Raw genomic sequence first — 20939 nt, forward strand, 5'->3', positions numbered from 1 at the left:
CGGACACCGTGTGCGAGCAGGGCGGATCGGGGCTGCGCGACTAGGCTGGGTGCCAGCAGGATGTTCCGCTGAGGGGGTGAGCCCGGATGGCCCAGGCAGCGTTTGCGCCCGAGCCGGCACCGCAGCGACCCGAGCCGTCGTTCGACGTGCTCCGGTGGCACGACGAGCCGTGGACCGCGCGGCTCGCCCTCGACCTCTTGCCGGAGACCAACGGCCCCAAGGTCGAGGTCCTGAGCGGAAGCGTGATCGTGACACCACATGCCGGAATCGACCACCAGTCGGTCGAGCGGGAACTGCCCTACCTATTGCATCGCGCTGCCCGCCGCGCGGGGTTCTGGGTCTACCCGGAGATCAATCTGACGTCCGGGACTAACTTGTTCATTCCGGATATTGCCGTGTTGCGTGCCTCGGGCGGTGGCCGGTCGGCGGTCGACATCAGCCAGGCTGTGCTGCTCGGGGAGATCGTCTCGCCGGGCAACCGGCGCAAGGACGTGATCGACCGCCCCCGCGAGTACGCCGCCGCCGGCGTGCCCTTCTTCCTCCGCGTCGACCTGCGCAACCGGGTGCCGACCCTGGCGCTCTACGAGCTGGTCGACGGCGAGTACCGCCCGCTGGCCGCCGCCGCGGCGGGCAGCACGTTCACGATGACGAGCCCGTTCGAGTTCTCCGTCGACCCGGCCGACCTGCTCGACGACGAGGCGTCCTGACGCCGCCTGACCGGACCAGGCGGCGAGGCTCCCAGCGGGCGCACAGCCCGGCTGGGGAAGAATGGGCGGGTGACAACTCCCCGCGATCTTGTGCTGCTCGGCTCGACCGGCTCGATCGGCACCCAGGCCGTCGACATCGTCCGGCGCAACCCCGACCGGTTCCGGGTGGTGGCGCTCGGCGCCGGGGGCGGCAACGTCGAGCTGCTCGCCGCGCAGGCCCTCGAACTGCGCGTCGAGGCGGTCGGGGTGGCGAAGGCGTCGGCCGCGCAGGACCTCCAGCTCGCCTTCTACGCCGAGGCGAGCCGGCGCGGCTGGTCCAGCGGCGACTTCAAGCTGCCCAAGATCGTGGCGGGGCCGGACGCCATGACCGAGCTGGCGCAGTGGCCCTGCGACGTCGTGCTCAACGGGGTGGTCGGCTCGCTGGGGCTCGCGCCGACCCTGGCCGCGCTGCGCGCCGGGCGTACCCTCGCGCTGGCCAACAAGGAGTCGCTCGTGGCCGGCGGCCCCCTCGTGAAGGCCGCGGTGACGCGGCCGGGGCAGATCGTGCCGGTCGACTCGGAGCACTCGGCGCTGGCCCAGTGCCTGCGCGGCGGCGCCCGGGGCGAGGTGCGCCGGCTGGTGGTCACCGCCAGCGGCGGGCCGTTCCGGGGGCGGCGGCGCGACGAGTTGACGCAGGTCACGCCCGAGCAGGCGCTCGCGCACCCGACCTGGAACATGGGGCCCGTCGTCACGATCAACTCCGCGACGATGGTCAACAAGGCGCTGGAGGTGATCGAGGCGCACGAGCTGTTCGACGTGCCCTACGCCGACATCACCGTCATGGTGCACCCGCAGTCGGTGATCCACTCGATGGTCGAGTTCGCCGACGGGTCGACGCTGGCCCAGGCCAGCCCGCCCGACATGCGGCTGCCCATCGCGCTGGGCATCGGCTGGCCCGACCGGGTGCCGGACGCCGCCGCCGCCGTCGACTGGACCACCGCGCACACCTGGGAGTTCGCCCCGCTCGACGACGAGGCGTTCCCGGCGGTGGCGCTGGCCAAGGCGGCCGGGGAGGCGGGGCGTTGCCGCCCGGCGATCTACAACGCGGCCAACGAGGAGTGCGTCGCGGCGTTCGTCGCCGGCCGGCTGCCGTTCCTCGGCATCGTCGACACCCTCCGGCGGGTGCTGGACGATGCTCCCGATTTCGCCGAACCAGGTACCGTCGAGGACGTGCTCGCCGCCGAGTCGTGGGCGCGCGCGCACGCGCAGGAGATCATCGTGGCGTCACCATCGGCGGCGTCAGCGTCGTCGGTCTCGGCGTCGTCGTCATCGGCATCGGCATCGGTGGAAGGAGCTTGATGGCGTACCTGCTCGGGGTGGTCCTGTTCGCCCTGGCCATCCTCGTCTCGGTCAGCCTGCACGAGGCGGGGCACATGCTCACCGCCAAGGCGTTCGGGATGAAGGTCACCCGCTACTTCGTCGGCTTCGGCCCCACCATCTGGAGCTTCAAGCGGGGCGAGACCGAGTACGGCCTCAAGGGCATCCCGCTCGGCGGCTTCTGCAAGATCGTCGGCATGACGCCGCAGGACGACGACGTCGAGCCGGGCGACGAGCACCGCGCGATGTGGCGCTACCCGGTCTGGAAGCGGACGATCGTGATGTCCGCCGGGTCGGTCACCCACTTCGCGCTGGCCCTCGTCGCGACCTGGATCATCGCCGTCTCCGCCGGCCTGCCCAACCCGGACTTCCCGACCACCGACGCCGAGGCCCGCCAGGAGCCGGCGGTGATCGCCCTGGCCAAGTGCGTGGTGCCGGAGAACACCGTGCGCGAGTGCGCCGCGAGCGACCCGGCCAGCCCGGCCGCGACGGGCAACCTGCGCGACGGCGACCGGATCACCTCGCTCAACGGCACCCCGATCAACAACTACGGCGAGTTGCTGACCGCGCTGCGGGCCACCAAGCCGGGCGACACCGCCCAGATCGGGTACGTCCGCGACGGCCAGCCCGGCACCACGAGCACCGTGCTCGCGCAGACCCAGCGCCCGCCCCTGGACGACCCGAAGGGCGCGGTCGGCCCGGTCGCCGCGCTCGGCATCGGCCTCCAGTTCAGCACCCCCACCCGGGTCCAGTACGGCCCGGTCGCCGCCCTCGGCGGGACCGCGCGGTTCACCGGCGACATGGCCGTCGGCACGTACGAGGCGATGAAGCGCATCCCGCAGAAGGTGCCCGCCCTCTGGACGGCCATCAGCGGCGGCGAGCGGGACGTGGACACCCCGATCAGCGTGGTCGGCGCGAGCCGGCTCGGCGGCGAGGCCGTGGAGAACAACGCCTGGCTGGTGTTCTTCATGCTGTTCGTGTCGCTGAACTTCTTCATCGGCGTGTTCAACCTGCTGCCGCTGCTCCCGCTCGACGGCGGGCACATCGCGATCGCCTGGTTCGAGCGGGTCCGGTCCTGGGTCTTCGCCCGGTTCGGCCGCCCGGACCCGGGCCGCGTCGACTATCTCAAGCTCATGCCCATCACGTACGTGGTGATCCTGATCGGTGGCGTGTTCACGCTGCTGACCGTCACCGCGGACGTCGTCAACCCGATCACGCTCTTCTCAAGGTGAGTGCCTGAAGTGACCGCAGTCAGTCTCGGTATGCCCGTCGCGCCGCCCCCCGCGCTCGCCCCGCGCCGGGCCAGCCGTCAGATCATGGTCGGCCCGGTGCCGGTCGGTGGGGGCGCGCCGGTGTCGGTGCAGTCGATGACCACCACCCTCACCTCCGACGTCAACGCCACCCTCCAGCAGATCGCCGAGCTGACCGCGTCCGGCTGCCAGATCGTCCGGGTCGCCGTGCCCTCGCAGGACGACGTGGAGGCCCTGCCGGCGATCGCCCGCAAGTCGCAGATCCCGGTGATCGCCGACATCCACTTCCAGCCCAAGTACGTCTTCGCCGCGATCGACGCCGGCTGCGCCGCCGTGCGGGTGAACCCGGGCAACATCCGGCAGTTCGACGACAAGGTCAAGGAGATCGCGAAGGCGGCCGGCGACGCCGGGGTGCCGATCCGCATCGGCGTCAACGCCGGCTCGCTGGACAAGCGGCTGCTCGCCAAGTACGGCAAGGCCACCGCCGAGGCGCTGGTCGAGTCGGCGCTCTGGGAGTGCTCGCTGTTCGAGGAGCACGGCTTCCGCGACATCAAGATCTCGGTGAAGCACAACGACCCGGTGGTCATGATCCGGGCCTACCGGCAGCTCGCCGAGCGCTGCGACTACCCGCTGCACCTCGGCGTCACCGAGGCCGGGCCGGCGTTCCAGGGCACCATCAAGTCGGCGGTCGCCTTCGGCGCGCTGCTGGCCGAGGGGATCGGCGACACGATCCGGGTGTCGCTGTCCGCCCCGCCGGTGGAGGAGATCAAGGTCGGCAACCAGATCCTGGAGTCGCTGGGGCTGCGCGAGCGGGGCCTGGAGATCGTCTCCTGCCCGTCCTGCGGGCGGGCCCAGGTCGACGTCTACAAGCTGGCCGAGGAGGTCACCGCCGGCCTGGAGGGGCTGCCGGTGCCGCTGCGGGTGGCCGTCATGGGCTGCGTCGTCAACGGTCCGGGGGAGGCCCGCGAGGCCGACCTCGGCGTCGCCTCGGGCAACGGCAAGGGGCAGATCTTCGTCAAGGGCAAGGTCGTCAAGACCGTCCCCGAGGGGCAGATCGTGGAGACGCTGATCGAAGAGGCGCTGCGGATCGCCGACGAGATGGGCGCGGAGCTGCCCGAGGAGCTGCGGGACCTGCTCCCGGGGGCCACCGTCACGGTGCACTGACCCGCCGCAGCACGCCGCACCACGCGCCGACAGGGGGCCGTTCCGCCGGGAACGGCCCCCTGGTCGTGTGGCCCTGCTGCGCCGAGCGCCCCTCCGTCCACCCGGCTGCCATGGCGCGTGCCCCTGCCCCGCGTGCCCCTGCCCTGCGTGCCCCTGCCCTGCGTGCCCCTGCCCCGCGTGCTCCGCGCGGGCGGTGCCCGGGGCGTGAGAAGGGGACCCTTCTCGACCGTATGCGTTAACAAGGGGCCCTTCCTTACCCCTCGGCGAGGATGGCGTAGAGCTTGCGGCGGGTCTCGGCGAGCACCTGCGCGGCCCGCTCCCGCTGGTCGTCGGTGCCGGTCATCATCACCTGCCGCAGCGCGTGCATCGCCTGCGTGCCGGCGTCGCGGATGTCGTGCCAGCTCGCGACGGTGTCCTCGGCGAACTCGCCCCACGGCGGGGCCTGGGCCGCCTCGTCGGCCTCGGCCCGGCCCGCCTCGGTGACGGTGAACCGCTTGCGCCCGCCGCCAGCCTCCTCGGTCGTGGCGGCGACGACGCCCTCGTCCTCCAGGAGCTGGAGGGTCGGGTAGATCGACCCGGGGCTGGGCCGCCAGGCCCCGCCGGTGCGGGAGTCGATCTCCTGGATCATCTCGTAGCCGTGCATCGGCCGCTCGGTGAGCAGGGCCAGCACGGCGGCGCGGACGTTGGGCCGTCGCCCCCGGCCGCGCCCCCGGTGGCCGCCCCGCCCGCCGTGCGGGCCCCCGTGGCCGGGTGGGACCGGCGGGAACGGTGGGCCGGGCGGGAACGGCGGGAAGCCGAAGCCCCGCATCCGCGCCTCGTGCAGGTGTGTCCGTCGGTGGAACCCCACGGTGTTCTCCCCTCGAAGTTCTGTCGCTGATGCATCAACGATATATCGGCAACGGGTCGGCAACAACTCGTTTTTGCGCGCCGGCTGCCATGCGCGCCGTGCCCCCGGTCCCGCCTGCGGCGGACTCCGTACTCGGCCGGCGGGGCGGGCGGCCGATCTGGCAGGCTGGAGGCGTGCTGACGGCGCCGGTGCGGCAACTCGGGGAATCGGAGCGGCGCGCGGTCGAGCGGCTGCTCGACCTCGACCCGTTCGCGGGCGCGCAGGTCGCCGAGCGGGTCACCGCGCGCGGGCTGGCCTGGTGGCGGGCCGAGGCCCGCATCCTGGGCTACGGCGCGCGCCGCAACCTCGAATCGATCTGCTGGCTCGGCGGCAACCTCACCCCCGTGCTCGCCTCGGAGTCGGCCGTCGCCGCCTACGCCGAGCTGCTCGCCGCCGAGGAACGGCTCTGCTCGTCGATCGTCGGGCGGGCCGACGCGGTGCTCGGCCTCTGGGACCGGCTCTGCGCGCACTGGGGGCCGGCCCGGGACGTCCGGCCCAACCAGCCGCTGCTGGCCACCGACGCGCTCCCGTCGATCGCCATCGACCCCGAGGTGCGGCTGGTGCGCGGCAACGAGGTGGACCGCCTCTTCCCCGCCGCCGTGGCCATGTACACCGAGGAGGTCGGCGTCTCGCCGCTGGCCGAGGACGGCGGGCGCGGCTACCGGCGGCGGGTCGTCGACCTGGTCCGGGCCGGGCGGGCGTACGCGCGGTTCGTCGATGGGCAGGTCGTCTTCAAGGCCGAGCTGGCGGTGGTGACCCGGCACACCGCGCAGGTCCAGGGGGTCTGGGTCGCCCCGGAGTGGCGCGGCCGGGGCATCGCCACGGCGGCGATGGCGGCGGTCACCCGCGACGCGCTGCTGCGGGTCGCCCCGAGCGTCAGCCTCTACGTCAACGACTTCAACCTGCCGGCCCGCCGCGTCTACGAACGCTGCGGGTTCCGCCCGGTCGGCACCCTCGCCACCGTCCTCTTCTGAGGTGCAAGGAAGGGCCCCCTCTTAACGCCTGCGGTAGAGAAGGGTTCCCCTCTCACCCCGAGCGCGGGGAGCGGCGGGAGGCGCGGGAGCGGCGGAGGCGGCGGGAGCGCAGGGAGCGGCGGGAGGCGGGGGAGGGGCGACACCCGGGCGGGTGGCGCGGGCGGTAAATGCGTTGAAGGCGTCGGTCGGATCACGGAGGGTGGGAACACCGCCAGCCGAGTGTCCGGAGGGACCGACATGCGCCTTTTCCGTGACCTGTGGGCCACCTCGGCCCGCCGGATGACGCTGGTGGCGACCCTGATCGTGCTCGGGGCCGCCGGCCAGGCCGCCGCCGCGGCGCTCGCCGGCCCGGTGCTGGTGCACCGCTCGGGCCTCCTGTTCGCGGTCCTGGCCGTGGCGCTGTGCGCGGCCGTCGTGACCGACCTCACCATCGGGCTCGTGATGGCCGGTGTCACCGCCGACTGGTCGGCCGACGTGCGGCGGCGGCTGTGCCGGGTGGCGCTCGGGCAGGACCTGCCCACCCTGGAGGGCACCCCGGTCGGCGAGCTGCTCGACCGCATCGACGGCGACGTCTACCAGGTGGCCTCCGAGGTGCGCGGGCACGGCGTACGCATCGCCCAGCTGAGCGCCACCGGCCTGCTCTCCATGGTCGTGGCCCTGTTCGTCTGGTGGCCGGCCGGGGTGAGCATGTTCGCGCTGACCACGCTGCTCGCCCTCGTCCTGCGCCGCCCGACGCGGCGGATCGCCCCGGCCCGGATGGCCGAGGAGGAGGCCTGGACCGACCTCGCCGCCGTGATGGAGGAGGCCGTCCACGGCCAGGACGACGTGCGCACCAGCCTCGCCCGGCCGTACGTGCTGCGGCTCTACGCCCAACGCGCCGCGGCGGTGCTGGCCCGGGGCAACCTGGTGTGGCGGATGTCGGCCTGGGTGACCGCGACCGGCGCCGGCGTCATCCGGGTCGGCATCGTCGGGGTGGTCCTCGGCGGGGCGTGGGCGCTGGCCGCCGGCCGGATCGACGCGGCCCGGCTGACCGCCGTGTGGCTGCTCGTCCTCGCGTTCGGCGCGACCGTCGAGAACGTCAGCCGGATGGTGCCCGAGTTGCAGTACGCGCTCGGTGCCTGGGGGCGGGTGCAACTGCTCCAGGACGCCCCGCAGGAGCCGGCCGGCGGCCGGGAGCCCGTCGAGGGTGACCTGGTCGTGCGCCACCTCACCTACCGCTACCCGACCGGCGGCTCCGACGACGACCGGCCGCCGGCGCTGCGCGACGTGTCGCTGACGTTCGCCCGGGGCCGGTCGTACGCCCTCGTGGGCCGCACCGGGTCCGGCAAGTCGACCCTGGCCAAGGTGCTGACCCGGGCCGTGGACCTGCCGCGCGGCACCGTCCTGCTCGGCGGCACCGACCTGCTCGACCTCGACGTCGAGCGGCTGCGCCGGTGGATCGCCGTGGTGCCGCAGCGCACCGAGATCCTGGCCGGCACCGTCGCCGAGAACGTCGCGCTGTTCGACCCCGACCTGCTCAGCGACGCCGCCCGGGCGCTCGACGAGCTGGGGCTGACCGCCTGGATCGCCGGGCTGCCCGACGGCCTGGACACCCGGCTGGGCGAGGGCGGCCACGTGCTGTCCGCCGGCCAGGAGCAGCTTGTCGCGTTCGCCCGGATCCTGGTCCGCGACCCGCACGTGGTGATCCTCGACGAGGCCACCGCGCGGCTGGACCCGGTCACGGAGACGCTGGTGCAGCGGGCCACCGACCGGCTGCTCGCCGGCCGGATCGGCATCGTCATCGCCCACCGGCTCTCCTCGGTGCGCCGGTGCGACGAGGTGGTCGTGCTGGCCGACGGCGCGGTCGTCGAGGCGGGGCCGCTGCACGCCTCGGAGCGGTTCGCCGAGCTGCTGGCCGTGAGCCACGCCTCCGCGTACGCCGGGGCGGGGGTCGGTGGTGGCGCCGGCGGGCGGGCCGGCGGCGCGGCCGTACTGACCGATCCGCCGCCGCCGTCGGACGCGCCCGGCGCCGCCGGGGCCGCCGCGCCGGTCGGGGCCGCGCGGGTGAAGGTCGAGCCGCCCCCGCTGCCGCCGGCCCCGCGCACCCGCACGATGCGGGAGATCCTCCGCCTCACCACCAACAACCCACGGTACGGTCTCGCGGCGATCGCGCTGTTCGGGTTCGGGGGCCTGCTCGGCCTCGACGGCGTGGTGCTGCCCTGGCTCTGGGCCGACCTGGTCGACGGGGTGGGCGGCCCGTGGTGGCCGGCGGTCGGGATCGTCGCCGGGCTGCTGGTGACGACGCCGGTGCCCTACTTCACCAGCACCATGTTCCCCAACTGGTGGACCCGGCAGATGCTGCGGATCAGCCTGCGGCTGGTGCACGGGCAGACCGGCCCGCGCCGGGTCGGCGGGCACACCCCGGCGGAGGTGGTCGCCCAGGGCGGCGACACCGAACGGGTGGTGATCCTCGCCGACAACATGCTCGACCAGGCCATCTCCGTGCTCATCGTGGTGGCCATGACGCTGGTCTCCGGCAGCTGGGTCCCGGCCCTGTTCTTCGCCGGCACGATGGTCGTCTCCGGGCTGGCGGCGACGCTGTTCGGGCCGCGCCTGGAACGGTCGGCGCGGGCCACCGTGGCGGCGCGGGCGGCGTTCGCCACCGCGCTGGTGTCGTCGCTGTCGGCGGCCCGCACGGTGAAGCTGGCCGGCGCGACCCGGCCGGTGCTGGGCCACCTCGCCGACCTCGACACCACGCGCAGCGAGCGGCAGCGGCGGGAGATCTCCGTGCAGGTCTGGGCCCGGTCGACGCCCGCCCTGGCCAGCGGCCTGCTGCCGATCGGCGCCTGGGCGCTCTACCTCGGCGGCGGGCTGTCCGCCGGGGCGACCCTGGTCGCGGTCTCCACGCTCGGCGCGGCCCGCTGGTTCGCGTGGACGACGGCGTCGCTGGTGTCCCAGCTGCCGTCCGCCCGGGTGTGGACGCGCCGGACGGTCGCGATGGCCGGGGTCGGGGCGTACTCGGCGGCGGTGCCCGGGGTCGACCTGACCGCCGGGACCGCGCCCGCGCCGCAGCCCCCGCCGCGGCGTCCGCTGCGCCGGCTGGAGCTGGTCGGCTTCGGCGCGCTGCACACCGACGGGACGCTCGCCGTCCACGACGTCGACCTGACCGTCGAACGCGGGCAGCTCGTGCTCGTCGTCGGGCCGGTCGGGTCGGGCAAGTCGTCGCTGCTGCGCGCCCTCGCCGGGATCGTGCACCACACCGGCGTCCTGCGCTGGAACGGCGAGCCGGTCACCGAGCCGGAGGTGTTCCTGCGCCCCCAGCAGGTCGGCTACGTCGGCCAGCTGCCCCGGGTGCTCTCCGGCACCGTCGCCGACAACGTGGCGCTCGGGCACGACGTGGACGCGGCGGCGGCGGTGACGACGGCCCAGCTCGAACACGACCTGGCGGCGGCCGGTGGCGACGGGGGCGGGCTCGGGCTGCTCGTCGGGCACAAGGGCACCCGGCTGTCCGGCGGGCAGCTCCAGCGGCTGGCGCTGGCCCGGGCGCTGGCCCCGCGTACGGAACTGCTGGTCGCCGACGACGTGTCCTCGGCGCTGGACGTCACCACGGAGCTGGAGCTGTGGGCGGCGCTGCGCGGGCACGGGGTGACGGTGGTGGGCTCGACGTCGAAGCGGGCGGCGCTGGTCCGCGCCGACCAGGTGGTGGTGCTCGTCGACGGCACCGTCGCGGCCCACGGCCCCTGGCGGGACCTGGAGCGGGACTGGGGCCACCTGGCCGGCTGACCCGCCGCGCCCACCCTGCGGCCGGCATCGAGTCCGCCGGCTGCCCCCGGGCCGGCCCGGGGGCAGCCGGCGGGTGGGTCAGAAGGCGCGCTCGTACTGGACGGGCCAGTCCGGCGTCGCGCCGAGCTTCGCCGCCGCCCGGCGGGGCCAGTACGGGTCGCGCAGCAGCTCCCGCCCCAGCAGCACCAGGTCGGCCTCCCCGCCGGCCACGATCTGCTCGGCCTGTTCCGGCTCGACGATCAGGCCGACCGCCCCGGTCGGGACGCCCGCCTCCCGGCGGATCCGGGCCGCGAGCGGCACCTGGTAGCCGGGGCCGACCGGGATGGTCGCCTGGGGGGCCGCGCCGCCGGACGAGGCGTCCACCAGGTCGACGCCGGCCGCCGCCAGCTCCCCGGCGAGCACCACGCTGTCCTCGATGGTCCAGCCGCCCTCGGTCCAGTCGGTGGCGGAGATCCGGGTGAGCACGGGCACGCGCTCGCCGACCGTCGCGCGCACCGCGCGGGCCACCTGGAGGGTCAGCCGCATCCGGCCCGCCCGGTCCCCGCCCCAGCCGTCGGCGCGGTGGTTGGTCAGCGGCGAGAGGAACTCGTGCAGCAGGTACCCGTGCGCGGCGTGGATCTCCACCGCGGCGAAGCCGGCGTCCACCGCGCGGCCGGCGGCGGTGGCGAACGCCGACACCACCGCCGCGATCCCCGCCTCGTCGAGCGCGGTCGGCACCCGGTAGTCCGGCACGAACGGCTCCGCGCCGGGGCCGACCGGCGTCCAGCCGCCGTCGGCGTCGGGCACCCCGCCGCGCCGGGGCGCCCACGGCCCGTACGTCGACGCCTTGAACCCGGCGTGCGCGAGCTGCACCGCCGGCACCGCGCCCTGCGCCGCGACGAACGCGGTGACCGGCCGCCAGGCGTCGACGTGCGCGTCGGACCAGAGCCCGACGTCCTGCGGGCTGATCCGGCCCTCGGGCACCACGGCGGTCGCCTCGGTGAGCACCAGGCCCGCGCCGCCCACCGCGCGGGAACCCAGGTGTACGCGGTGCCAGTCGGTCGGCAGGCCGTCGGGGCCCGCGCTGTACTGGCACATCGGGGCCAGGGTGACCCGGTTGGGCAGGGTGACGGCGCGCAGCGCCAGGGGCGTGAACAGGCTGCTCATGCGGTGATCCTCTCCGAGCTGTCAGGCGGGGGCTGGAGCCGGCTCCCCGGCGCGGGCGGGCCGGCCGGCGTCGCCCGTCGCGGGTCCGGCGCGGCCGGTGTCGCCCGTGCCGGGTTCGCGGCGGTCGGTGTCGGCCGGCTCGGGGTCGCGGCGGTCGGTGTCGGCCGGCTCGGGGTCGCGGCGGTCGGTGTCGGCCGGCTCGGGGTCGGTGAGGTCGCGGCGGCCGGCCGAGTCGTAGGCGGCCCGGTCGAGCGTGCCCTCCCGGGCGGCCACGATGGTCGGCACGACGGCCTGGCCGGCCACGTTGGTGGCGGTGCGGATCATGTCCAGGATCGGGTCGATGGCCAGCAGCAGGCCGGCGCCGGCCAGCGGCAGGCCCAGCGTGCTCAGGGTCAGGGTGAGCATCACGATCGCGCCCGTCAGGCCGGCGGTGGCCGCCGAGCCGACCACGGACACGAACGCGATGAGCAGGTAGTCGCCGACGCCCAGCTCCACCCCGAAGACCTGCGCGACGAAGATCGCCGCGAGGGCCGGGTAGATCGCGGCGCAGCCGTCCATCTTCGTGGTCGCGCCGAACGGCACCGCGAACGAGGCGTACTCGCGGGGGACGCCGAGGCGCTCGACGGAACGCTGGGTCACCGGCATGGTGCCGACCGAGGAGCGGGAGACGAATGCCAGCTCGATCGCCGGCCACGCCCCGGCGAAGAAGCGCAGCGGGTTGAGGCGGCCGGCGGCGAGCAGCAGCAGCGGGTAGACCACGAACAACACGATCGCGCAGCCGACGTACACGGCGGTGGTGAACTTCGCGAGCGGGGCCAGCAGGTCCCAGCCGTACGAGGCGACGGCGTTGCCGATGAGGCCGAGGGTGCCGACCGGGGCGAGCCGGATCACCCACCACAGCGCCTTCTGCACGATGCTCAGCAGCGACCGGTTGAGCGCCACGAACGGCTCGGCGGCCTCGCCGACCAGCAGCGCCGCCGCGCCCACCACGAGGGCGAGGAAGACGATCTGGAGCACGTTGCCCTCGACGAACGCGCCGACGGGGTTGGTCGGCACGATGCCGGTGAGGAAGTCGGTCCAGGAGCCGGTGGCCTTCGGCGGGGCGGCGGCGCCCACGTCGAGGGTGACGCCCCGGCCGGGGTCGGTGAGCAGGCCGAGGCCGATGCCGATGCTCACCGCGATCAGCGCGGTCGCGCCGAACCAGAGCAGCGTCTTCAGCGCCAGCCGGGCGGCGTTGGCGACGCCGCGCAGGCTGACGACGCTGACCACGATGGCGGTGAAGACCAGGGGCGGCACGGCCAGCTTCAGCAGTTGGACGAAGAGGCCGCCGACGGTGTCGAGGGTGCCGGCCAGCCAGCTCAGGTCGTTGGCGCGGGCGACGAAGCCCAGCGCCACGCCGAGCACGAGGCCGAGCAGGATCTGGAGGGAGAAGGGAAACTTGCGCAGGGCGGAAGCCATGGGAACGTCCAAGCGGAGAGATCGGCGGTCGGGCGGGCGTCAGGAGGAGACGGGCCGCGCCGGACAGACGCCGCTGGCCTGCCGTCGGAGGTCGACGTACAGGCGGACGGTGAGGTCCCAGACGTTGGTCATCGCCAGCCGACGATACGCCCGCCACCCGCCGGGTGGAAGGATCACTCCGCGTGAGGCTCCTTACACAGTCGCCCGTCGATGCGAGGACCGCGCGCCGCGGGCCCTGCGGTAGGACGTTAGGAAGGGCCCCCTGTACAACAGAATGCGTTAACAAGGGGCCCTTCCTTGCCCCGGGCGGGCGGGCCGCGCCGGGCGGCTGCCCCCGCGGATATCCTGGGGCCGCCCCGCCGCGACCCGGCGGGCCCGCAATGTCGGCCTTCCCACCCCGAAGGACTACGTCGATGACCGTGGCATACCTCGTGGCCGGTGTCCGCACCCCGATCGGCCGGTACGCCGGCGCACTCGCCGGGGTGCGCCCCGACGACCTCGCCGCGCACGTGATCCGGGAACTGGTGGCCCGCCACCCGTCGGTGGACTGGGCCCGTGTCGACGACGTGGTCCTCGGCTGCGCCAACCAGGCGGGCGAGGACAACCGCAACGTCGCCCGGATGGCGGCGCTGCTGGCCGGGCTGCCCGGCGAGGTGCCCGGCAGCACCGTCAACCGGCTCTGCGGCTCCGGCCTGGACGCCCTGGCCACCGCCGCCCGGCAGGTCGTGGCCGGCGAGGCGGAGCTGGTCGTGGCCGGCGGCGTGGAGAGCATGAGCCGCGCGCCGTTCGTCATGCCGAAGGCCACCACCGCGTTCTCCCGCGCCGCCGAGGTCTACGACACCACGATCGGCTGGCGACTGGTCAACCCGCTGATGGAGCGGGGCTGGGGCATCGACTCGATGCCGGAGACGGCGGAGAACGTGGCCGCCGAATTCGGCGTGGACCGCGCCGCGCAGGACGCGTTCGCGTACCGGTCGCAGCAGCGGGCCGCGAAGGCGCAGGCCGACGGCCGGTTCGCCGAGGAGATCGTGCCGGTGACGGTGCCGGCGGGCCGGCGCGAGACGAAGCTGGTCGACGTCGACGAGCATCCCCGGGAGACGACGCTTCCGAAGCTCGCCGCGCTGCCCACCCCGTTCCGCGAGGGCGGCACGGTGACCGCCGGCAACTCCTCCGGGGTCAACGACGGCGCGGTGGCGCTGCTGGTGGCCGGCGAGGCGGCGGTGGCCCGCTACGGTCTGACCCCGCTGGCCCGCGTCACCGGGGCGGCGGCGGCCGGCGTGCCGCCGAGGATCATGGGGATCGGGCCGGTCCCGGCGACCCGCAAGCTGCTCGACCGGCTCGGCGTCGGCCTCGACGCCGTCGACGTGATCGAGCTGAACGAGGCGTTCGCCGCGCAGTCGGTGGCGGTGCTGCGCGAGTGGGGCCTGCCCGAGGACGCCGAGCACGTCAACCCCAACGGCGGGGCGATCGCCCTGGGCCACCCGCTGGGGGCCAGCGGCGCCCGGCTGGCCCTGACCGCCGCCCTGGAGCTGCGCCGCCGCGACGCCCGACGGGCGCTGGCGACCATGTGCGTCGGGGTGGGACAGGGCATCGCGCTGATGCTGGAGTCAGCCGGCTGACCGGCCGCCCGGCCACGTCCCGGTCGGGAAACAGACCTCGCGGATGGTGGAACCTGCGGCTTAGAGTGTGGAACACCACAGACCCGCGGGTCTGCCGGTCGGCGTGCCCGGCGTCCCCGTGCCGTGTTCCGACGACCGGCACGGCCCGTGCCGCGGCGACCACTGGCGGGAGCGACACAGGATGGCGGACGCACTTCCCACCGAGATCGACCTGAGTCGACCGAGCGCGGCCCGGGTCTACGACTACTTCCTCGGCGGCGCGCACAACTTCGAGATCGACCGGCAGTTGGCCGAGCAGATCGCCAGCATGACGCCGAACCTGGCCGCCACCATGCGGGCGGGCCGGGAGTTCCTGCGCCGGGCGGTCCGGGCGCTGCTCGACGCCGGCATCGACCAGTTCCTCGACATCGGCTCGGGAATTCCCACCGTCGGCAACGTCCACGAGGTAGCGCAGGCCGCGAACCCGAAGGCCCGGGTGGTGTACGTCGACATCGACCCGGTGGCCGTGGCGCACAGCCGGGAGCTGCTGGCCGGCAACGACCTGACCGGGGTGATCCACGCCGACCTGCGGCAGCCCGAGGCGATCCTCGCCGCGAGCCGGGCCATGGGCCTGCTCGACCTCGACCGCCCGGTCGGCATCCTGCTCGCCGGGGTGGTCCACTTCGTCCCGGACGCCGACCGTCCGGCCGACGTCCTCGCCACCCTGCGGGCGGCCGCCGCCCCGGGTAGCTTCCTCGTCGTGTCGCACTCCACCTTCGAGGACCAGCCGCAGGAGATGCTGGACGCCCAGCGGCTGTCGGCGCGTACCGCCACCGAGATCACGCTGCGCTCCCGCGCCGAGATCACCGGCTTCTTCGGCGACTGGACGATCCTGGAGCCGGGCGTGGTGCACATGCCGCTCTGGCGTCCCGACTCGCCGTCCGACGTGGACGCCCACCCCGAGCGGTTCGGCGCGTTCGGCGGCGTCGCCCGGTACGACCAGCCCGCCGGCTAGGCCGACGTGACAGCCGTGCCGGAACCCGGCGACGACGCGACAGCCAGGCCGGAACCCGGCGATGACGCGACAGCCGCGCCGGAACCCGGCGACGACGCGACAGCCAGGCCGGAACCCGGCGATGACGCGACAGCCGCGCCGGCACCCGGCGACGACGCGACAGCCCGCGACACCACCACCGTGGCGGCAACCGGCGACACCAGCACCGCCGTGCCGGCGACCGGCGGTGCGGGCTTCAGCCGGGCCGGCGCCCAGTCGTACGCCGCCGCGTGGGCCCGCGCGGCCCGCCGGCTCGGCTTCGTGCCGTTCAGCGCCGCCGAGACCGAGCGGCTGCTCCTCGGCCACACCGAGCACCTGGCCGGGGCGCTGCTGGCCGAGGCGTTCACCGCCCGGCCGGCCGAGAGCGTCGGCCGGGCGCTGGTCGAGGCGCACCTGGCCGAGCCGGGCCTGCTCGACTGGTCGGTCGCGGCGCTCGGGGACCGGTTCGTCGCCCAGGTGCTGCCCGAGAGGGCGGGCCGCCCCGGCACCGCCCAGCGGGTCGCCGCGCTCCAGGGCGGGCTCGCCGCCGGGTTCGCCCGGGCGCTGCGCGACCGCACCTTCACCCAGCAGGAACGCATCGCCCGCAGCGCCTGGCAGGCGCGGGACCTCGTCGAGCAGGCGCTGCGCGACAGCGAGGCGCGGTTCCGGGCCGTCTTCGTCGGTGCGGCCATCGGCATCGGCATCGCCGGCGTCGACGGGCAGATCATCGAGGTGAACCAGGCGTTCGCCGACATGCTCGGCTACAGCGTCGACGAGATGCGCCGCACGAACGTGGCATCGTTGTTCCACCCCGACGACGCCGCCGGCATGTGGGAGCTCTACCAGGCGCTCATCGAGGGCAAGCACGACTCGGCCCGGGTGGAGAAGCGCTACTACCGCAAGGACGGCAGCATCGTCTGGACGGACCTGGCCGTCTCGCTGATCCGGCACGACGACGGCCGGCCACGCTTCACCGTGGCGATGATCGAGGACATCACCGAGCGGTACGAGCTGCAACAGCGGCTGCGCTTCCAGGCGCTGCACGACCCGCTCACCGGCCTGCCCAACCGTACGCTGTTCTTCGAGACCCTCGGCCAGGTCCTCGCCGACGCGGGCCCGGACCACCGGATCGGGGTCTGCTTCCTCGACCTCGACGGTTTCAAGGCGGTCAACGACAGCCTCGGGCACGACCTCGGCGACCGGCTGCTGGTGGTGATCGCCCGGCGGCTGGCCGAGTGCGTCGCCGGGCACGGGCACCTCGTCGCCCGGATGGGCGGCGACGAGTTCGTCATCCTCGTCGACGGCGGCGAGGACATCGACGACGCGGTGGGCGTCGCCGAGATGGCCCTCGCCGCCGTCTCCGCCCCCGTGCACGTCGGCGACCAGCAGCTGGCCGTCTCCGCCAGCATCGGCATCGTCGAGTGCCCGGCGGGGGAGACCAGCCCGTCGGAGCTGATGAAGGCCGCCGACACCACCCTGTACTGGGCGAAGGCCGAGGGCCGGGGCCGGTGGGCCGTCTACGACCCCGAACGCAGCGCCCGCGACATCGCCCGCTCCGCGCTGGTCGCCGGCCTGCCCGCCGCGCTGGACCGCGGCGAGTTCGTGGTCCACTACCAGCCGATCGTGTCGCTGCTCGACTCGTCGATGGTGGCCGTGGAGGCGCTGGTCCGCTGGCAGCACCCGGAGCTGGGCCTGGTCGGGCCGGACCAGTTCATCGGGCTGGCCGAGGAGACCGGGCTCATCGTCCGCCTCGGCGAATGGGTGCTGGGGCAGGCGTGCCGCGACGCCGAGGCGTGGCGTCGCGAGTTCCCCGAGGCGAAACTGATCGTCAGCGTCAACCTGGCGGCCCGGCAGGCCAACGACCCGGCCATCGTCGAGACGGTGGCGGGCGCGCTGGGCCGCACCGGCCTCCCGGCCGCGCTGCTCCAGCTCGAACTGACCGAGAGCGCCGTGATGGGCACCGCCGGTGAGCCGCTGCGCGCGCTGCACCAGCTCGCCGACCTGGGCGTACGGCTGGCGATCGACGACTTCGGCACCGGATACTCGAACCTGGCGTACCTGCGGCGGATGCCCATCCACTGCCTCAAGCTGGCGGGGCCGTTCGTGGAGGGCATCCGGCCCGGCGACGCCTCCTCCGTCCCCTCCTCCGTCTCCTCTGACGACCACCGGGACGAGCGGATCGTCGACGCGCTGGTGCGGCTGGCGCACGCGCTGGAACTGTGGGTGACCGCCGAGGCGGTGGAGACGGAGGCGCAGGCGGAGCGGCTACGGTCGCTGCGCTGCGACACCGGGCAGGGGCGCTGGTTCGGCCCGCCCGTGCCGGCGGCCGAGATCACCGCCCGGCTGCGCGACGATGCGGAGGGTGCACCATGAGTCTCACCGACTCGCAGGCGGTGGTGTCGATCGTGGCCGCGCTGGCCATCCTGGCCGGGCTCGCCGGGGTGATCGTGCCGGGCCTGCCCGCGCTGCCGCTGTGCTGGGGCGGCGTGCTGGTCTGGGCGGTCTTCGGCACCGCCGGGGCCGGCCGCTGGCTGGTGCTGGCCGCCGCCACGGTCGTCGCCGTCGGCGGGGCCGTCGTCAAGTACCTGTGGCCGGGGCGCAACCTGAAGAACGCGGGCGTGCCGACGTCGTCGCTGCTGGCCGGCGGGGTGCTGGGGCTGGTCGGCTTCTTCGTGATCCCGGTCGTCGGCCTGGTCGTCGGGTTCGTCGGCGGGATCTGGGGAGCCGAGCGGCTGCGGCTGGGCAGCAACCAGCTCGCCTGGCCGTCGACGGTGCACGCGCTCAAGGCCGCCGGGCTGTCGATGCTGGTGGAGTTCCTCGCCGGGCTGGTGATCGCCGTGCTCTGGGTGGGCGGGCTGATCTTCGCCTGAGCGTCCGGTGTGGCCGGTGCGGCGGCGCGGGGCGGTGCGCCACGTGTGAGAGAGAGGTGAACGCCCCGCGCCGCCGCGGGCCGGGCGGTGCCGAGCGCCCGGCGGGCCCGTCCGGATCGGGCCTGGTCACAGGCTCAAGGATGCCCGTCGCGGCCCGCTCGGGGCAAGGCGATTACTTGGGTACGGGGGTGGGGCGAGCTCGTTGCGGTGCGTGGTGGTGGGGCGTGTTCGTTGCGGTGCGTCGTGGTGGGGGTTCGCCGGGCCCGCCCGCTCCGGGCGGTCAGGCTTGATCCCTGCGCGGGCGGGCCCCGGCGAACCCCTGACCTGCTTGCGGTCCATCCGCGCATGCGCGGTGCCATTCGACGGGGTGCTCGGCTGCCAGGGGGCAAGATCGTGCTCGATCAGGGAAGGAGTCCCCACGCTGCGAGTGGGAAGCCACTCTTTCATTGATTGAGCACGATCTTGCGGGCGAACAACCGCCGGCATCGGGTGTCGGGCTGCCGGCCGGTGCAGCGGTGGGGATGCTGACCGGGGAAGGCGACCGGTCAGGCGGGATCGGGGTGGCGTGGGGCGGCCGTCGCGTCCGTCGTCGTGGCCGACGTCGGTGGTCTGCCCGCCCGTCGCCCTGGCAGCAGCGCCGCTGGCAGCGTCGCCAGGGCCAGCAGAGCCACCGCCCACCAGTAGGTGTGCTGGAACGCGTCCGCTGACCGCGTACCGTTCCCGGTGCGCGCCGCGTGCGAAGCCAGCATGACCGACAGCAGCGCCGTCCCGATCGAGACGCCCACCTGGGAGGCGATGTTGAGGATGGTGCTGCCCGACGGGACATCCTCGGCGGCCAGACCTCGGGTCGCCGTTGTGTTCGTCGGCATCAGCACCATGCCGACGCCCACCCCCATCACCACGAGCGACGCCGCCAACCGCCAGTACGGTGTCTGTGGCCCGACCTGCATGGCGAAGAGCGACAGTCCGCACACGGCGATCACGATGCCGGAGAGGATCAACAACCGTGGGGAGACCCGGTCGACCCGGCGGCCGGCGATCTGCATCGAGACGAAGACGGCGACGGCCAAGGGAACGCCCAGCAGGCCCGACTCGGTCGCACCGAGCCCGCGCGCGGTCTGGTAGTACATCGGCGCGAGCAGCATGGAGCCGAAGTATCCGGCGGGGAACAGCACCATGGCGGCGCAGCCGGCCGCGAAGGTCCGGTCGCACAACAGGCGCAGTCGCAACAGCGGTGCACGGGCGGTCAGGCCCCGGGCGACGAATCCGATGGCCAGCAGCAGTCCGGCGACGGCGGGCAGCAGCGCCCGTGGTGCCGTGAAGTCGCCGTGCTCCCCGCCGACGGACAGCCCGTAGATCAGCAGGGCCAGACCCGGGGAGAGCGTCAGCAGGCCCAACCGGTCCAACCGGCGCGCAGGCTGCGGCTCGTCGCGCCGCAGTAGCCGCGCCGCGAGCACCAGCGCCAGCGCGCCGATGGGCAGATTGACCAGAAAGATCCAGTGCCAGGACACGGTGTCGATCAGCCAGCCGCCCAGGACCGGCCCGCTCACCGGGCCGATCAGCACCGGAATGCCGAGCAGGGCCATCGCCCTGCCCATTCGGTCCCGGTCTGCGGCCCGGATGACCATCGCCATGCCGACCGGCACCAGCAGGCCGCCGCCGAGCCCCTGCACGACCCGGAACAGCACCAGCGTCTCGATGTTCCAGGACAGCGCGGCCAGGCCGGAGCCGGCGGTGAACAGGCTGATGGCGGTCAGGTAGGTCCGCTTCGCGCCGAAGCGCGACATGGCCCAGGCGGTCGTCGGGATCACGGCGGCGAGGGCGAGGGTGTAGCCGATGGCGACCCACTGGACGGTGGCGAGCGGCGCGGCGAACTCCACCGCCAGCGGGTGCAGGGCGACGTTGACGATCGTGACGTCCAGTACGGCCATGATGGAGCCGATCACGACCACGGTGAGCACCTTGGCCAGCCCCGGGGAGGTCCCGGCCTCCTGGACGGCGGCGGGGCCGTCGGTCCCCGAGCCGGTGTTCTCGGTGGCGCCGGGTCTTCCGGTGGAGTTGGCGATGCCACCCACGGCGGTCATTTTCCGTACGGTTGCTCGGCGCGCGCAGCGCGCAATGCGCGGCCCCACCACACCAACTGTTCGATCATGCCCGTCGCGGCGCCCTCGCACACTGCCGCGTCGAGCGGCGTGCCGTCCTCGCCCAGCCCCGACCAGGGCCCGTGCAGGCTGACGGAGTCACGCACCGTCATGGCGTGCAGCTCGGCGAAGACCTGCCTGAGCTGTTCGACCGCCCGGAGGCCGCCGCCCAGCCCGCCGTACGAGACGAAGCCGACCGGTTTGGCCTGCCACTGGACGTAGTGCCAGTCGATGAGATTCTTCAGGGCGGCCGGGAAACTGTGGTTGTACTCGGGGGTGACGACGACGAATGCGTCGGCGGCGGCCAGCCGGGAGCTGACGTCGGCAAGGGCGACCTGGATCGCCGGCGCGGGGGCGGGCAGGCCGTCCCAGCCGGGCATGGCCACGGGGAGGTCGAGGTCGGCGACGTCGATGACGTCGAGCTCGACGTCGGTGCGGCGTGCGGCATGGCGGGTGAACCACTCGGCGACGGACGGACCGGCGCGGCCCGCGCGAGCGCTGCCGACGATGACGGCGACCCGTAGCGCGGCATCCCTGGCCGTCGTCGGGTCGGTGGTAGGGGTGGTTTCGGGCATGGCTGTCCCCTCGGTTCCT

14 protein-coding genes and 1 pseudogene are annotated in these 20939 nt (G+C 74.2%); 10 read left to right on the plus strand and 5 right to left on the minus strand.

Annotated features, from left to right (window positions below; all coding sequences use genetic code 11):
- Positions 1–86 precede the first annotated feature (86 nt).
- The 4 genes from O7633_RS28425 to ispG all read left to right on the plus strand — a co-directional run bounded on the left by O7633_RS28425 (position 87) and on the right by ispG (position 4477).
- Positions 87–707, plus strand: coding sequence for a Uma2 family endonuclease (locus tag O7633_RS28425; RefSeq protein WP_282324583.1), 621 nt, complete (start codon positions 87–89; stop codon positions 705–707).
- Positions 708–776: 69 nt separating this feature from the next.
- Positions 777–2045, plus strand: coding sequence for a 1-deoxy-D-xylulose-5-phosphate reductoisomerase (gene dxr, locus O7633_RS28430; RefSeq protein WP_282324585.1), 1269 nt, complete (start codon positions 777–779; stop codon positions 2043–2045).
- Entirely contained in the window at positions 2045–3295 is a 1251-nt protein-coding gene (locus tag O7633_RS28435) for a site-2 protease family protein (RefSeq protein ID WP_282324586.1), read from the plus strand. Before dxr ends, O7633_RS28435 begins: the two co-directional genes overlap by 1 nt.
- Before the next feature lie 9 nt (positions 3296–3304).
- On the plus strand, positions 3305–4477 hold the full coding sequence (gene ispG, locus O7633_RS28440; protein ID WP_074473855.1) for a flavodoxin-dependent (E)-4-hydroxy-3-methylbut-2-enyl-diphosphate synthase: 1173 nt from the start codon (positions 3305–3307) through the stop codon (positions 4475–4477).
- 253 nt (positions 4478–4730) lie between these two features.
- Here ispG and O7633_RS28445 read toward each other — a convergent pair whose 3' ends face one another.
- Positions 4731–5324: a PadR family transcriptional regulator gene (locus O7633_RS28445; protein WP_282324587.1), complete on the minus strand. Its 594-nt coding sequence runs from the start codon at positions 5322–5324 to the stop codon at positions 4731–4733.
- Positions 5325–5497: 173 nt separating this feature from the next.
- On the opposite strand from O7633_RS28445, the gene O7633_RS28450 reads away from it, so the two are divergent.
- Together O7633_RS28450 and O7633_RS28455 are read left to right on the plus strand one after the other, a co-directional pair.
- Positions 5498–6337: a DUF4081 domain-containing GNAT family N-acetyltransferase gene (locus O7633_RS28450; RefSeq protein ID WP_282324588.1), complete on the plus strand. Its 840-nt coding sequence runs from the start codon at positions 5498–5500 to the stop codon at positions 6335–6337.
- A gap of 237 nt (positions 6338–6574) precedes the next feature.
- On the plus strand, positions 6575–10099 hold the full coding sequence (locus O7633_RS28455) for an ATP-binding cassette domain-containing protein (RefSeq protein WP_282324589.1): 3525 nt from the start codon (positions 6575–6577) through the stop codon (positions 10097–10099).
- Between the two features lie 78 nt (positions 10100–10177).
- Here the strand turns inward: O7633_RS28455 and O7633_RS28460 are convergent, their stop codons facing one another.
- A complete protein-coding gene (locus tag O7633_RS28460; RefSeq protein ID WP_282324590.1) occupies positions 10178–11245 on the minus strand; it encodes an NADH:flavin oxidoreductase/NADH oxidase in 1068 nt (355 codons plus the stop codon).
- 162 nt (positions 11246–11407) lie between these two features.
- Positions 11408–12691 (minus strand): annotated as a pseudogene (locus O7633_RS28465) (dicarboxylate/amino acid:cation symporter); the annotation flags it as partial.
- A gap of 425 nt (positions 12692–13116) precedes the next feature.
- Between O7633_RS28465 and pcaF the strand changes: the two are divergent.
- From pcaF to O7633_RS28485, 4 genes are all read left to right on the plus strand, one after another.
- Positions 13117–14322: a 3-oxoadipyl-CoA thiolase gene (gene pcaF, locus O7633_RS28470; RefSeq protein WP_282324591.1), complete on the plus strand. Its 1206-nt coding sequence runs from the start codon at positions 13117–13119 to the stop codon at positions 14320–14322.
- 181 nt (positions 14323–14503) lie between these two features.
- Positions 14504–15316, plus strand: a complete 813-nt coding sequence (locus tag O7633_RS28475; protein WP_282324592.1) for an SAM-dependent methyltransferase — start codon at positions 14504–14506, stop codon at positions 15314–15316.
- A gap of 210 nt (positions 15317–15526) precedes the next feature.
- On the plus strand, positions 15527–17707 hold the full coding sequence (locus O7633_RS28480) for an EAL domain-containing protein (protein WP_282328673.1): 2181 nt from the start codon (positions 15527–15529) through the stop codon (positions 17705–17707).
- Complete coding sequence (locus O7633_RS28485) at positions 17704–18204, plus strand: DUF456 domain-containing protein (protein WP_282324593.1); 501 nt, start codon at positions 17704–17706, stop codon at positions 18202–18204. Before O7633_RS28480 ends, O7633_RS28485 begins: the two co-directional genes overlap by 4 nt.
- Positions 18205–18749: 545 nt before the next feature.
- Here the strand turns inward: O7633_RS28485 and O7633_RS28490 are convergent.
- Together O7633_RS28490 and O7633_RS28495 are read right to left on the minus strand one after the other, a co-directional pair.
- Complete coding sequence (locus tag O7633_RS28490; RefSeq protein WP_282324594.1) at positions 18750–20288, minus strand: DHA2 family efflux MFS transporter permease subunit; 1539 nt, start codon at positions 20286–20288, stop codon at positions 18750–18752.
- Entirely contained in the window at positions 20285–20920 is a 636-nt protein-coding gene (locus O7633_RS28495) for an NAD(P)H-dependent oxidoreductase (RefSeq protein ID WP_282324595.1), read from the minus strand. The genes O7633_RS28490 and O7633_RS28495 overlap by 4 nt, the downstream gene beginning before the upstream one ends.
- Positions 20921–20939: the final 19 nt, after the last annotated feature.

The sequence above is a fragment of the Micromonospora sp. WMMD712 genome (genome assembly GCF_029581295.1).
Lineage (GTDB): Bacteria > Actinomycetota > Actinomycetes > Mycobacteriales > Micromonosporaceae > Micromonospora > Micromonospora carbonacea.